13 protein-coding genes are annotated in these 14,467 nt (G+C 68.8%); 10 read left to right on the plus strand and 3 right to left on the minus strand.

From position 1 onward, the window contains the following. Nucleotides 1–2: 2 nt before the first annotated feature. Nucleotides 3–857: an SAM-dependent methyltransferase gene (locus LOZ83_RS29945; protein WP_236795079.1), complete on the minus strand. Its 855-nt coding sequence runs from the start codon at nt 855–857 to the stop codon at nt 3–5. Nucleotides 858–1,020: 163 nt separating this feature from the next. On the opposite strand from LOZ83_RS29945, the gene LOZ83_RS29950 reads away from it, so the two are divergent. Further along, a complete protein-coding gene (locus LOZ83_RS29950; RefSeq protein ID WP_236795080.1) occupies nt 1,021–1,863 on the plus strand; it encodes a class I SAM-dependent methyltransferase in 843 nt (280 codons plus the stop codon). On the opposite strand, the gene LOZ83_RS29955 is transcribed toward LOZ83_RS29950, so the two are convergent. Beyond that, complete coding sequence (locus LOZ83_RS29955) at nt 1,860–2,750, minus strand: hypothetical protein (protein WP_236795082.1); 891 nt, start codon at nt 2,748–2,750, stop codon at nt 1,860–1,862. The genes LOZ83_RS29950 and LOZ83_RS29955 overlap by 4 nt on opposite strands. A 184-nt stretch (nt 2,751–2,934) precedes the next feature. Between LOZ83_RS29955 and LOZ83_RS29960 the strand changes: the two genes are divergently transcribed. The 8 genes from LOZ83_RS29960 (at nt 2,935) to LOZ83_RS29995 (ending at nt 11,200) form a co-directional block, all read left to right on the plus strand. Continuing rightward, nucleotides 2,935–3,636 carry a DUF6313 family protein gene (locus LOZ83_RS29960; RefSeq protein ID WP_236795083.1) on the plus strand — a complete coding sequence of 234 codons (702 nt, stop codon included), beginning with the start codon at nt 2,935–2,937 and terminating at the stop codon, nt 3,634–3,636. After that, the gene (locus LOZ83_RS29965; RefSeq protein ID WP_236795084.1) at nt 3,623–5,434 is read left to right on the plus strand and encodes a PstS family phosphate ABC transporter substrate-binding protein; all 1,812 of its coding nucleotides are present in this window, start codon (nt 3,623–3,625) and stop codon (nt 5,432–5,434) included. Before LOZ83_RS29960 ends, LOZ83_RS29965 begins: the two co-directional genes overlap by 14 nt. A gap of 627 nt (nt 5,435–6,061) precedes the next feature. Then, nucleotides 6,062–6,916, plus strand: a complete 855-nt coding sequence (locus tag LOZ83_RS29970; protein WP_236795085.1) for an LLM class flavin-dependent oxidoreductase — start codon at nt 6,062–6,064, stop codon at nt 6,914–6,916. A gap of 89 nt (nt 6,917–7,005) precedes the next feature. Next, complete coding sequence (locus LOZ83_RS29975; RefSeq protein WP_236795086.1) at nt 7,006–7,608, plus strand: hypothetical protein; 603 nt, start codon at nt 7,006–7,008, stop codon at nt 7,606–7,608. Next, complete coding sequence (locus tag LOZ83_RS29980; RefSeq protein ID WP_236795087.1) at nt 7,601–8,524, plus strand: hypothetical protein; 924 nt, start codon at nt 7,601–7,603, stop codon at nt 8,522–8,524. The genes LOZ83_RS29975 and LOZ83_RS29980 overlap by 8 nt, the downstream gene beginning before the upstream one ends. Further along, nucleotides 8,521–9,648, plus strand: a complete 1,128-nt coding sequence (locus tag LOZ83_RS29985; RefSeq protein ID WP_236795088.1) for an acyltransferase — start codon at nt 8,521–8,523, stop codon at nt 9,646–9,648. The genes LOZ83_RS29980 and LOZ83_RS29985 overlap by 4 nt, the downstream gene beginning before the upstream one ends. A 9-nt stretch (nt 9,649–9,657) precedes the next feature. After that, nucleotides 9,658–10,557, plus strand: coding sequence for an NAD(+)/NADH kinase (locus tag LOZ83_RS29990; protein WP_236795089.1), 900 nt, complete (start codon nt 9,658–9,660; stop codon nt 10,555–10,557). Nucleotides 10,558–10,600: 43 nt separating this feature from the next. Beyond that, nucleotides 10,601–11,200, plus strand: a complete 600-nt coding sequence (locus LOZ83_RS29995) for an HdeD family acid-resistance protein (RefSeq protein WP_236795090.1) — start codon at nt 10,601–10,603, stop codon at nt 11,198–11,200. A gap of 6 nt (nt 11,201–11,206) precedes the next feature. On the opposite strand, the gene LOZ83_RS30000 is transcribed toward LOZ83_RS29995, so the two are convergent. Continuing rightward, nucleotides 11,207–12,466 (minus strand): alpha-amylase family protein, encoded by a 1,260-nt coding sequence (locus LOZ83_RS30000; RefSeq protein ID WP_236795091.1) that lies wholly within the window; start codon nt 12,464–12,466, stop codon nt 11,207–11,209. A 62-nt stretch (nt 12,467–12,528) separates the two neighbouring features. On the opposite strand from LOZ83_RS30000, the gene malQ reads away from it, so the two are divergent. Beyond that, nucleotides 12,529–14,463 (plus strand): 4-alpha-glucanotransferase, encoded by a 1,935-nt coding sequence (malQ, locus tag LOZ83_RS30005; RefSeq protein ID WP_236795092.1) that lies wholly within the window; start codon nt 12,529–12,531, stop codon nt 14,461–14,463. The last annotated feature ends 4 nt before the right edge of the window (nt 14,464–14,467 follow it).

Genomic DNA, 14,467 nt, shown 5'->3' on the forward strand with positions numbered 1-14,467 from the left:
TGTCACCGCTTGCGGGCGACCCCGCCCGCGATGATCCGGTGCGCCACATTGCGGGGCTTGAGCATCGGGCCGTCCGACCACCAATCCACGAGCTCCACCACGCCCGGCTCGGCGACGGTGCTGGGCTTGATGATGTCCAGCTCGTGGAAGAGTTCGGCGATCTCGGCGCGGGTGCGCCAGGTCGCGCCGCCGAGCGACCCGCGGGCGACCGCGTCCTCGAGCTGGCGCGCCACCTTGGTGTCCTCGGTCTCGGGGTCCAGCAGGTGTGAGATCGCGACGTAGGAGCCCGACGGGAGCGCGTCGATGTACTCGCGCATGACCTCGGCCGGCGCGTGCCGGTCGCCCTTGTGGTGGTGCAGGGTCGCCATCTGGAACAGCGCGATCGGCTGGGTCCAGTCCAGGTGGGTGCGCACGACGTGGTTCTCCAGGATGCCGCGCGGCTGGAAGATGTCCCCGTCGACGAACTCGGTCAGCTCGTTCTCGGCCAGCAGCGCGCGGCCGTGCGCGATCACCACCGGGTCGTTGTCGATGTAGACGACCTTGCTCTCGGGATTGAGGCGCTGCGCGACCTGGTGCACGTTCTCCGCGGTGGGCAGCCCGGACCCGCAGTCGAGGAACTGGGTGATGTCGGTCTGGGTGGCCAGGAAGCGGACCACCCGGATCAGGAACGCCCGGTTCGCCAGCGCGACGTCGATGACCTCCGGCAACGCGGCCTTCATCTGCTCGTAAGTCTTACGATCGACTTCGTAGTTGTCCTTGCCGCCGAGCATGTGGTCGTAGACCCGCGCCACGCTCGCCCGCGTCGGATCCACCCCGACAGGCGCGTTGGCGTCAACCTGCGACGTGTCCGAGACCATCGCCGTCCTCCAGACAACAGAGTGTCAACAACGACACCCACAGTAGCGTCCGGGAAAGCGGCCAGGTTTCCCGGAGTGGAAATGAAATCTTGCCGGGCCCACTACGGTGGAAGACAAGATCGTCCGTACGGGCGATTCGCTGCTCCACAGTCTGGAGACCAGGGTGCCCCTCGATTCGACAGGCAAGATCTCCTTCGACCACATCTACGCCGAGCCCGATCCTCGTGCCTTCTTCGACACGCTGGGCGGGGTCGGTTATCACATCCCGCAGCTGGCCAAGCCCTACTTCACCAAACTGATCGAGGAATACCGCGCCGAACGCGGTGTCGCGGAGCCGACCGTACTCGACGTCGGCTGTTCTTACGGCGTCAACGCGGTCCTGCAGCGGTGTGACGCGACGATGGACGAGCTCTACGACTACTACACCGGCGAGGACGCGCTCGCCCTCGACCACGACTCGCTCGTCGCGGCCGACCGTAAGTGGGTTCGCTCGCACGCGGGCACCGAAGAGATCCGCTTCATCGGTCTCGACAATTCAGGCCCCGCGCTGGCCTACGCGAAATCCGCGGGCTTCGTCGACGAAATCATCCACGCGGACCTGGAGCAGGACGATCCGACGCCGGAGCAACAGGATCTGCTGTCCGATGTCGATCTCGTCATCTCGACCGGCTGCATCGGGTACGTGACGGACCGGACCATTGCCAGGGTCGCGACCGAATCGCGGCCGTGGATGGCGCATTTCGTGTTGCGGATGTTCTCCTACGAACCGGTCGCGGAGACGCTGGCCGAGCAGGGTTACGAAACCGCCGGTGTCGACGGCGTCTTCCGGCAGCGGAGGTTCGCTTCGGACGAGGAGCGGACCCAGATCCTGGACAAGCTCGCGAGTGCCGGCGTGGACCCGGACGGGCTCGAGTCCGATGGCTGGCTGTACGCCCAGCTGTACATCTCCAGGCCGGCCGGGGCGGGCACGGAACTGGCCGACGTGCTGAACGCCGTGTCGGCCTAAGGCCGGTAGCTCACGACCGTGCGAGGCGACATGCGGCCTTTCGGCGGCTCGCGCGTGATGGTGCCCGCCGTGGCCGCGGAGGTCAGCACCCGGACGGTGTCGGCGGGGCGGTAGATCGTCTCCCGCAATGTGTGTTGCTGCAGGTCGGCGACCGTGCACCGGCCCCGCCGGGCGAGTTCGTCCAGCAGCGCCGCGCGCAACGGCACCAGCTGCGGGTTGAGCGAGATGTCGACCGGCGTGTGCCTGGCGTCGCGGGGATCCCGGTAGCGGATCCCCGCGAGTTCGTCGGCGGCCCACAGTTCGTTCTTGAACGTCGCGAGATGCTTGTTGTCCGCGGTGGCGAACAGCAGCAGTTGCGTCTGCCCGTCGTCGTCGGCCAGTTCGACGGCGAGCGCGGCCGTCAGGCCCGCCTTGCGCAACCGGGTCCGGTAGTCGCTCACCTGGTCGGATCCGGCCGGTGGCAACGTCAGCAGCACCTCGCGTGCCTTGCCCGGGGTCAGCGACGTGACCAACCGCCACGCGGCCGCTTCGTCGAGCGTGCTGCCGGCGGTCGCGTCGATATGTGCCAGCGCCGGTCCGGTCACCTTCAGGTCTCCGGGGTCCTCGACCGACCGCAGCGACAACCCCGGCGGCTCGCCCAGTTCACGCAGCACGGCGGCGAGCGGATCGGCGGACTCGCGCAGGACCACGACGTCCAGCTGATGCCCTTCGAGCCGGTCCGCGAACTCGCCGAACACCCGCAACGCATGCATGGCGAAATCGCCGCGCCCCGCGTCGACGTAGGTGGCGTGGCGATGCGACCGGAGCACGACCGGGGTCCACGCGTCGAGGTAGCGCACCAGCACCTCGCGCGTGACCACCGCGTGCGGCTCTGCCCGCTCGGCCATACCCCGGTTGTACGCCGGCCGGCGGCTGGGCACCAGTCGCGAACGAATAGACCGCGGCTTCCGGGACCGCTCCCGGCGGAACCGGCCTAGCCTCGAATCGCGGCTGGGCCACCGGTTCGGCCTTCAGTTGACGATCTAGGTCGGGTAGGTTTTCAGGTATGGGGCCAAGGGATCGGCGCGCCACATGACCGGACCCGGTGAGGTGAACGAACCGGACGATGTCGATCCGCCCCCGCGGGAGTCGCTGCGGGCCCTGATCCGGCGTCGGCGGCGCGGCCTGGGCAGGTTCCGCGGCATCCAGTACTGGCTGCGGATCCGCGGGTACTACATTCTCGGCGGGTTCATCGCCCTCTTCGTCATCAACGCGGTCGTCATCGGCGGCCGGCAGGCCTACGACGTGAGCGTGCAGATCGATTCGCCGTGGCAGACCACGACTCCCGCGCTCGCGCTGCCGCTCTCGCTCGCCGGCTGGCTCGTGGTGACGGGGTTCGCGGGCGCCGTGGCCGGTTACGTGGTCAGCGAAGTGAGCGACAACCGGAACATCAGGCGAATGCGCGGTGTTGCGGGCACGCGGCGGATCGTGCACATTCCCCTGCTCGACCGGCTGCAGTACAGCAGGCACGGCTTCGAGATCCCGCACTACTTCGCGATCAGGTTCGTGTTGCGCCACAACGGTGACTGGAAGCTCGCCCAGGACCACTGGGAGATGATCGTCGAAAAGTTCCTGCTCGCCGGGGAATCCGAGCGGGGCAAGGGGCCGCGGCAGGCCATGTGGGAGGCCGTGCTCGAAGCTTCCTATGTGCTGGACGAAATGTCGGGCAGGTGCCCGGAATGCGGGCACGCGAGCGAGTCGCCCGTGGGGGTCGGTGCCGATGCCGGACAGTGACCAGAAAACGGACCTCACCCGGGATCTGTACGCGGCGGCTTACCCGGAACAGGATCCGTCCTGGATCGATGGGCAGGTGGCGCTCGCCGAGCGGCGGATCACCCGGGCCAAGGAAGCCGAGCCCTCGACGTCGGCCGGGGCCCGGCAGTTGTCCGCAGCGGTGATCAACCGCGCGGCCCCGGTCCGGCGCCGCGGACCGCGAATCGCCGCCTCGGCTGGGCTCGCCGTGGTCGCGGTCGTGGCGCTCGTGCTGGGTATCACGGAGCGGCGTTGGGTCGCCGAGGCCGCCATCAGCCCGGTCGGTATCAACGGTCTGCTGATCGCGACGGTGGTGGCCGGTGTGGCGGCCCTGATCAGCTACGTGCGTTCCCGTCGGCGGCGGATCCTGTCCTGCCGGGTGCGGATCGACGCGCCGTTCGAGGTGGATGTCGGCGAAACCGTTCGCCTGGAAGGGGAACGGGCCGCCGTCGCCGATCCCGGTGTGGTGGTGGCCCGGATCAAGAACACGGGTGGCGCGCAGATCACGGCGACCGACTACGTGTCGCCGCTGGCGCTCCATTTCCCGGGCCGGAAAGTAATCTCCTTCGACGCCACCGAATTCGAGGGCGACAAACTGCCGAACGTGTTCCACGACTTGCTGGAACAGGACGATTTCGAGCCGATTCAAGGCGATCGGGTGGAACTGCCGTTGATCGGCCTGGAGCGGGGGGACTCGTTCAAGCTGGTGATCGTGCTCTCCGGCACGAAGGTGGGCAAGAAGCACCAGATCGCCGTCGAAGGCGGGCTCCGCGACGGCCTGATCACCACCCGCGAAGGCCGGGAGCGGATCAGGCCGGACACCCTTTTCTGGGGCAGCCTGACCGCACTCTGCGCCGGGGCGCTCGCCGTGGTTCTGTTGCTGAACAACGTCGTCCCGTTCACCAAGCTTCCGCAGGGCGTAATATGCGTACCGGGTTCCCTTGCCGCGGAGGGATCCAGCGCTTTCGGCCGCGCCGCAACGGAACTCGCCGGCTCGTATCACGCGTACTGTCCTGAGTCGTCCATCAAGATCCGGACGCCGGGGAGCCTCGAAGGCTTGCGGCGGCTGGCCGACACCACCAACCCACGCGGGCAACTCGCGCTGTCCGACGGCAGGGTCGACGATCCGCAGTTCTCGCAGTTGGTGCCGAGCCGTCTCGCGATCGTCCCGTTCACGTTCGTGGTCAGTGCGAATGTCCCGATCAGCACCCTGTCCGTGGCCGACGCCCGCCGGATCTTCACCGGCACCGCACGGGTGTGGAGCGATATCACCGGAAATCCGCGTGACACCAAGGAAATCCGCGTGGTAGGCCGCTCCGCGTCGTCCGGTACCCGGCGGACGCTGGAAAACTACGTACTCGGCACCCCCGGCGCACCGCTCGCACAGGCGACCGCCACCTCGGACTCCTGCCGCGACCGGCGCCCCGGCACACCCACTACGAAGCCGATCGTCTGTGAGCAAGGCTCGACGGCGGACCTGACCGACCAGGTCGGCTCCCAGGACGACGCGATCGGCTATGCGGACGTGTCCGATGTGGAGCAATCCACGGGGGTGAAACAGATCAGCCTGGACGGGCGAACCGCGACCCTGGAGGATATCCGCGCGGGCTATCCATTCTGGACAGTCGAGTACGTCTATAGTCGAGGCCTCCCCGACGCCGGTTCGCTTGCCGCCGCCTTCAAGACGTACTTGCTCACCCCAGAAGGCAGAAGCACAATGGAAGGCTTCCAGTACTACGCCTGCATCGACGATCTACAGGATGTCTGCGCCCGCCGCTAGCAACAACAAACCGCCGCCCAGCAACAAAACAGCCCCCACCCCGTCAACACAAAACCGCCGCCCAGCACCGAAAACCAACCCCGCCACCGCCCACCCCCTCCCCCACCCCGATCCCAAGCCGCCCTTGCGGGAAGCGGGTTTTGTCAAGGTACTCTTTCCAGCCTTGACAAAACCCGCTTCCCGCGAACACTCAACGATCGGGGCGGGGGAGGGCCTGCGCTGGGGCGAGGGCGCTCCGCGCCCGGTTCCCACACAGCCCGGCAGGGCACCTGCCGCCGGTTCAAAGACCAAAAGACAAAAGATCAAAAGAATGCCTCGCCGGCGGGCAGGCTCCAGGATGACTGACCCCAGGGGATCTCACCTTGAGTGGGTGGTCGGGGTTGGGTTGTCATCCCGTCGCCTGACAGATGGCTATCACTTTGGTCCAGGCCCGCAAGCTTTGTGTTCTCGGCTGCCGGTTCCGGCGCAGGTTGCGGACCTGGACCAAAGTGATCGAGACGCCATCAGGCGACGGGATGACAACCCAAAGCCCTTGGCTTTTCAAGCAAGCCGTGCGCCCGGTCGCACGGCTGCGCGAGGCGCGCTAGATTGACTTATGTTACGTCAATCATTTGAGGAGCGCAGACAGTGCGAATTGGTATAGGCCTCCCGAACCAGGTCCGGAACGTCGACCCGACCGTGATCCCGCGGTGGGCCGCGAAGGCCGAGGAGGCCGGCTTCTCCACGCTCGGCACCGTTGGACGGCATGCCTTCCCTGGCGTGTCCGACACGGTCGCACTCACGGCAGCGGCCGCCGCGACCAGCAGGATCGGCCTGATGCCCGGTGTCCTGCTCGCACCGACCTGGCCGGGAGCGGTGCTGGCCAAGGAACTGGCGGGCATCGACGGTATCTCCGGCGGCCGGCTCACGCTCGGCATCGGGGTTGGCAACCGGCCGGACGACTTCGTGTTGCCGGAGTACGGCCTGCGCGGACGCGGCGCGCGGTTGGACCGTGACCTGGAGACGTTCCGCGACGTGTGGGACGGCAAGGCCGTCGGGGGTGGTCCGAACCCCGCAGTGCCAGCCGGGACGCGCCAGATCCCGATGCTCTTCGGCGGCTGGGCGCCCGCCGCGCTGGCCCGGATGGTCCGCTGGGGCAGCGGCTACATCGGCGGTGCGATGCCCGCCGCGATGGTCGCGCCGTCGTACGAAGCGGCCAAGACCGCCTGGACCGAGGCTGGGCGCGAAGGTTCCCCGCGGTTCGTCGCACTGTCGTACTTCGCACTGGGCGACGTCGAGGCGGCGCGTGCGAATGTCGGCGCCTATTACCTCGCTGGGGGCGACGAGTTGGCCCGAATGGTGGTCGAGGGTATGTCCATTTCGCCGGAAAAGGTGAAGGCCACCATCGCCGACTACGAAGCGCTCGGCGCCGACGAGATCGTCTTCAACCCGGGCACCGGGGACCTGGCCGAGATCGAAAGGCTCGCCGCACTGGTCTTCTGACCAGGCCGGTTACCCGACCCTCGTGTCGAATCCCCGCAAGCCTTTTGCGAAACTGTCGTGACGGTTTCGAATGGGGGATACGAGGTGTGATGGCGCAGGTACGCGGGCCGCGCGTCGCGATCGCGGTCGTCGTGGCCATTGCCATCGGATGCGCGATCACATACAGCCAATTGGCCTATCGAATGCCCGATTTGAACGATCAGACGCTCGCCGCGTCAGGTGAGGAAGGACGGCTGGCGCGGGACGGGCTCGCGCTCGCCGACTTCGGCGACTCCGACGGCTACGCCTATGTGCGCACCTTCGAACAAGTGGTCGCCATGAAGTTCCTGAGCGACAAGGAGATCGCGGTGTTCCGGCAGGGGCAGGCCACTGCCTCCCGGGCCACCGTGGCCGACACGCCGCAGGGACGGGTCGTCGCGGCCGTGGTGAAGATGCCCGACCCGCAGATCGCGCGGGACACCGCGGCCGCGCTCGACCAGCTGCAGCTCGACGCCGGAATGCAGCAGGTACCGGCGCCGCCGTTCGTGCACCGGGCGGAGGTACGCGAGCCGGACCCCGACGGCCGGGTGCACTACGCGCACGGCCAGCTGGTGGTGCGGCTCGACCTGGCCGCGGCGCCCGGCGTCGACCTCGGGCCCGCGTTCACCGAGCTGATCGACCGCCAGCTGAAAGAGCTGCCCGCCGATGGTTGAGCTGAAAACGCGAGCCGCGCCCGGGGTGCGGGTCGTCGTCGCGATCTCCGTCGTGCTCGTGCTCTACAGCTACCTCGTCGCGCTGTGGCTCAACCGGCACGGCTACTCCCCCGCCATCCTCGTCGCGATCCGGGACTGGCTCAACAAACCGTCCGGGATCAGTGACGACTTCGGCGTGCTGGGCGTGTCGCTGCTGCTGATGGTCGCCGGTTTCCGGGTGGCACAAGGGATCCCCGTGCGCCGCACCCTGGCAGCGACACTGCCGGTGCTGGTGGTCGCGGCCGTTGTCGGCGCGGTCGTGTGGTTCGCCGGTGGTGAGCCGTATGCCGGGCTCGCCTGGCCGATCGGCGTCGCCGCACTGGCCGCCGCGCTCGTGCTCGCGACCCACCGCCTGCCACCGGCCGGCGGTCTCGCCGTGCAACTGGTGGTGTTCGGCGACCTCATGCTGCTGGGCGCACAGGGTTCCGCGCCGCTGCATCAGCTGGGCCTGCTGGCCGGGTTCACGCCGCTGTTCCTGCTCGGCGAAATCCTGTGGTCCGTACGCTCCGGACGCATCTCCGCCTACGCCGGTGGCGCGCTCGGTGGCGCGGCGTTCGTGATCCTGTTCCTGACCGAGCACCGGTACCCGGAATGGCACGGATTCTGGTATCCAGTGACCGCGCTGTACGCACTGCTGATCTTCATGCTGGCGCTGCCCAGCGGGCAGGTCGCCGGTGAGACGGCGCTCGTCCGGTGGCTGTCGTCGCGTGCGCTGTGGCTGATCGCGGCGGCGTGCGTACTCGGCTGGCCCGTGCTGGGCCTCGCCTACCACGACCTTCCGCTGCCGGTGTCTCTGGCTGTGGCCGTGCTCGTGACCGGCGCGGCCGCCGAGGCCGGGTACCGGTTCGTCGAGCGCCCGCTGGGCGGTGTGCGGTGAGCCGGACGGAACGCCTGCATGGCCTGGACCTGTTGCGGGTACTGGCTTCCAGCTTCGTGGTGTTCGGGCACATCTCCGCGTACTTCGCCCTGGCCAACCGGCACTGGTGGCTGACCGACTGGGTGGAGGACCAGACCGTCGACGGCCTGCACCTCAACCCGCACCTCAATTTCCTCAACGTGTGCACGTTCCTGATGATCAGCGGGCTGGTCGTCACCTACGTCACCACCAGGGAAGGACCGGGCACGTTCCTGTACCGGCGGATCAGCCGGCTGCTGCCGCTGCTGTGGGTGGTCACGCCGGTGGTCTGGCTGATGATCAACCTGGGCCTGCAGGTCTCCACGACGCACGATCCGAGCCTGGACTTCGGTGACCTGCTCTCGGGGATGGTGCTGTGGAACTTCTTCCAGACTCCGCCGGTCGCGCTGGTCGAAGTCACCTGGACGCTGTGGATCCAGGTCCTCTTCTACTGCTATGTCGCGGTGTCGATCCCCTTGCTGCGCCGAAGACCGTGGCTGCCTCCGACGCTGCTGGCCGCGGTCTGCTTCCTCACGATCCTGCTGTCCACCTTGTCGCGCGAGTCGACCACCGGCTCGCTGCACAGGTGGGCCCAGGAAGCCGGCCAGTGGGCCGTCTACCTGCCCGTCCTGGCCATCGGCCAGCTCATCTCCCTGGTGCACACGCGCGCGGTGCACCGGTACACGGCGCTCGCGATCGGCGCGGTGTACGTGCTGCTGTTCATCTGGGCCGACCGGATCGGCGGCTTCACCTTCCAGGGCAACGCGATGTCGCGGACGCTGCTCGTGGTGACCGCGGTGCTGCTGCTGATGATGCGCGCGAACGGCCGGATCAGCCGGTCGAAGGTGATCGCCGGCTGGTCGCGCCGGACGTACGCGATCTACCTGGTGCACCTCGCCTGCCTGTACCCGCTGATGAACGTGCTCGTGCCGCGCGTGGGCCCGGAGATCGCCGTGCTCGCCGGGCTGGTCACGACGGCGGTCGTGGCCGATCTGCTGCACCGGTTCGTCGAGATGCCCGCCGAGCGGTTCCTGCGGTCGCGCCGCCGCCCGGCGCCCCGGGTGCCCACCGATCACGACGGCGAGCGCACGGTCACCCGCATATAGTCGCTTCTCGTGGGGATCGGAAACGTCGGGCTCGTGGTGCATCCGAGCAAGCCGGTGCAGGCGTCGGTGCGGACGATCGCCGACTACGCCAAGGGACACGGGCTGCGGATGGTCGTGCGCGAGTCGCAGGCCGCGCGCGTGCCCGACGTCGAAGCGGTGTCCGACGAGGAGTTCACCGCGCAGGTCGACGGCGTGATCAGCCTCGGCGGCGACGGCACGATGCTCGGCGCGATGCGGCTCGTCGTCGCGCGGCCGGTGCCGGTGCTCGGCATCAACCACGGCAATCTCGGTTTCCTCGTCGAGGTCCAGCCGTCCCACCTCGAGGACGCGCTCGACCAGCTGCTGCGCGAGGATTTCACCATCGAGCCGCACAGCTGCCTCGTCACCGCGGAGCCGGGCAACGCGGCGTTCAACGACATCGTGCTGTCCCGCCTCGGCCGCGGCGCGGTGTCGGTGGACCTGACCGTCAACGGCCAGCAGTTCGGGTATTACAAGTGCGACGCGCTGGTGGTCGCGACGCCGACCGGTTCGACGGCCTACAACTACGCGGCCGGCGGCCCCGTCATCTCCCCGTCCGCGCCCGCGATGGTGGTCACCCCGGTCGCGCCGATGGCCGGTGTCTCCCGGCCCGTCGTGCTGGGGCCGAACGACGAGGTCCGGCTGCACGTCGCCGAGGACAGCGCGGCCGTCGGGCTCGAGCTGGACGGCACCGAGGCGGGCCGGCTCGCTCCCGACGGGGTGCTCACGGCGTATCTGCGGCCGGACGCGGGCAAGGTCGTCCGCCTTTCCGCCGGCAAGCATGCCAGCCGGAGCAGGGTCAAGTTGAGCCTGCTCGATCTGCCGCTGCGCCCTGACCAGCTACTCGAGCTGATTCCGGAGCAGTTGCGCCAGCGCGCACCATTTGAGTGACTGCCATGGCGCCGGACAGGAGTTCTCTTTACTGTCAGCGGGCATGGTGGCACATCAGCCTTATCAACCGTTCGGACTCAGGACCACCGACGGCATCGGTGAAACCGTGCGCAGGGTCACCGGCCGGTGGTGGCTGGTCACCCTGTTCGGGGTCGCGACCGCGGTGCTCGGCATCCTGCTGCTCGTCAACCTCGCGACAGCGGTCGGCGTGCTGGCCGTGCTGGTCGCGATCGCGCTGATCGTGGACGGCGTCAACGAGCTGGTCACCGCCGACCGGCAGCGCACCCGCTGGGCCGCGTACGTGCTCGGCGTCGTGTGGATCGCGGTCGGTGTGATCGCACTGGTCTGGCCGGGAATCACGCTGCTGGCGCTGGCCGCGCTCGTCGGCATCGGCCTGATCGTCGGCGGGTTCATGCAGGTCGCGATGTCCGTGTCGATGCGCGGCGACCTGCCGATGTGGGGGCTGTACCTCGCGCTCGGCATCATCACCGTGATCATCGGCGTGCTCGCGCTCGCCTGGCCCGGCATCACGATCCTGACGCTGGCCATCTGGCTCGGCATCAACCTGGTGTTCCGCGGGTTCGGCGCGATCTGGTTCAGCCTGATGCTCCGGCAGGTCGGGAAGGCCGCCACCACCACCTGACGGTTTTCACCGTGGTGTCCTGGCCAGCACCACCCAGCTGTGCCCGGGCACCGGGCTGCCCGGCAGCTCCTGCGACGACGGCGTGCCGATCACCGAGAAACCGTTGAAGTCCAACGAAAAGCGGTACGGCTCGTCGCCGGTGTTCAGCAGCGTCAGCACCTCGCCCTCCGGCGCCCGCGCGCGCAGCGCGATCGCCCGGTTCGTCAGGTGCTCGACCGAGGTCTGCGCCCGCACGAGCCACGGATGCCGCCGCCGCATCCCCATCAGCCGCTGGTGCAGCCGGTAGGTCGGCCAGCCGTGCGGCGCCAGCTCCGCGGGATCGCGCGGGAACGCCGGGCGGATGGCGTCGTCCCCGCCTTCGCGTTCCTCCTTCAGGCCGCGGAACGCCTGCTCGTCGCCGTAGTAGATGCTCGGGATGCCGCGGAGGGTCGCGAGCAGCGCCAGCGCGTGCCCGAAGTGCCGCTCGTCGGTCAGCCGCGTCGCCAGCCGCGTCACGTCGTGGTTGCCGATGAACGTCTGCGGCACAAAGGTTTCCAGCAACCCGGCGTGCCGTTTCAGCGCCCACGCCAGCTCGAAGAAGTTGCCGTCGTTGAGCGAGCTCCAGATCGCCTTCCACAGCTCGTACTGGGTGACCGAATCCAGCCCGCCGCGTTCCGCGTAGGCGGCGTAGTCGCCGTGCAGGATCTCGCCGAGGAACCAGGACTCCGGATGCCGCTGCCGCACCGCGGGCAGCACCTTCCGCCAGAACTCGGGCGGCACGGCGTACGCCGCGTCCAGCCGCCAGCCGGCGACGCCCCGGTCGAGCCAGTGGTTCAGCACGCCGGTCACGTATTCGGCGACCGCGGGATGGCCGTGGTCGAGCGCGACCAGATGCTGGTGCCCTTCGAACACCTCGAAACCGCCGTCCGGTCCGCGCCGCAACCACTCGCGGTGCACGAACTTCCGGCTGACGTGGTTGAAAACCCCGTCGAGCACGATCCGCAGCCCCCGCTCGTGCGCCGCCGAGAGCAGCCGGTCGAAATCCTCGTCCTCGCCCAGCCGCGGGTCGATGCGGTAGTGGTCGATCGTGTCGTAACCGTGGGTCTCGGCGAGGAACACCGGACCGAGCAGCAGCGCGGAACAGCCGAGTTCCACCGCATAGTCCAGCCAATCGACCAGCCGGCGTAACCGGTGGTCACCGGGCGCGTCCGAAAGCGCCCGTGGCGCACCGGTGAAGCCCAATGGGTAGACCTGCCAGAAGATCGCGTGCTCGGCCCAGCGGACCATCCGTGCTCCTTGTCTCATGCCCAGCGGTAGCGCGGCCCGGGCGGGACCGCGATGCTTTACGGGTGCATCAGGACCTCGTCGACCTCACCGCCCTCGCCGACGCCTACGGAGTCGCCACCCGGTACGAAAACGCCGAACAGCGCGAGGTCGTCGTCGACGCCGATGTCGTGGTCGCCGTGCTCGCTCAGTTCGGGGTGGACGCCTCGACGCCCGAGGCGATCCGGCGCGAACTCGACGCCGTCCGTGAGACCCGCGAACGTACTCTCCTGCCCCCGACCCTGGTGCTCCGGGAGGGCACCGGGTACGAAACCGGCGAGGCGGTGGTGCACCTGGAAGACGGTACGCAGCGCGAGATCGAACGGTTCATTCCGAATGATCTGCCGCTGGGCTGGCACCGGGTGGTGACCGCGGATCAAGACGTCACGCTTGCCGTCGTGCCGGCGCGGTTGCCCGAGGTGCCGCCGGCGTGGGGCTGGATGGTGCAGCTGTACGCGCTGCGTTCGGCCGAGTCGTGGGGTGCCGGGGATTACGGGGACCTCGCGGTGATGGCGCGGCGGTCCGCCCACGAGTTGGGTGCCGGGGTGCTGCTGGTGAACCCGGTGCAGGCGATCAGCCCGACGCATCCGGTCGAGCGCTCGCCGTACTCCCCGTCGAGCCGCCGGTTCGCGAACCCGCTCTACCTGCGGGTCACGGCGACGAAAGCGTTTGCCGAAGCCGACGAGGCGACGCGTGACCGCATCCGCGCGCTCAAACCCGACTCCCCCGGCCTGATCGACTACGACGCGGTGTGGACCGCGAAACTGGCCGCGCTGGAACTGTTGTGGCCGCGGGAAATCCCGGATCTCGACCCGGCACTCGAAGGTTTCGCCACGTTCAGCGCGCTCGCCGAGCAGCACGGGTCGGACTGGCGTGACTGGCCCGAACCCCTGCGCGACCCGGAAAGCCCCGAGGTCGCGAAGGCGGGCAAGGAGCTGGCGGACCGCATCGCGTTCCACGGCTGGTTGCAGCACCTGTGCCGCGAACAGCTCGACGCCGCCCGGAAAGCGGCCGGCGACATGCCGGTCGGCATCGTGCACGACCTGCCGGTCGGCGTGCACCCCGGCGGCGCCGACACCTGGGCGCTCGGCGACACGTTCGCGCCCCGGGTCCGGGTCGGCGCTCCGCCGGACGCGTTCAGCCAGCAGGGTCAGGATTGGAACCTGCCGCCGTGGCGGCCCGACCGGCTCGCCGAACTGGGCTACGCGCCGTTCCGGGACGTGCTGCGCGGCGTGCTGCAGTACGCCGACGGCGTCCGGATCGACCACGTCGCGGGCTTGTGGCGGCTCTGGTGGATCCCACCGGGTGAACCGCCGTCGCGCGGCACCTACGTGCACTACGACGCCGAAGCCATGATGGGCGTGCTGGCGCTGGAAGCGCACCGGGCCGGCGCGGTCGTGGTCGGCGAGGACCTGGGCACGGTCGAACCCGAGGTCACCGAGACCTTGCACGAGCGCGGCGTGCTCAGCTCGGCGGTGCTGTGGTTCCAGCGCGACTACGACACCCCGGGGCACCCGTTCGTGCCGCCGGCCGCCTGGGATCCTGAGTCCATGGCGAGCATCACCACGCACGACCTGCCGACGGTGGCGGGCTGGCTCGACGGTGAGCACGTCCGGGTCCGCGCCGAGCTGGGCCTGCTCGACGGACCGCCGGAACGCGAATACGCCTCGGCAAGGGCCGAACGCGAGGCACTCACCGATTTCCTTGACCAGCAAGGAATTCCCCACGACGACATGGTGTCCGCACTGCACACGCTGCTCGCCTCCGCCGCGTCCCGTCTGCTGCTCACCGCGCCCGCGGACGTCGTCGGCGAGCGCCGCCAGCCGAACCTGCCGGGGACGGTCGGCGAGTACCCGAACTGGCGGATACCCTTGCCCGTCACCGTCGACGAGTTCTTCACCGATGAGCGCGTCCGCCGCCTGATCACGACCCTGCGGGCGGCTCGCCCACTGCACGACTGAGGAG

Origin of the sequence: Amycolatopsis sp. GM8 (genome assembly GCF_021653975.1) — a bacterium.
Classification (GTDB): Bacteria; Actinomycetota; Actinomycetes; order Mycobacteriales; family Pseudonocardiaceae; genus Amycolatopsis_E.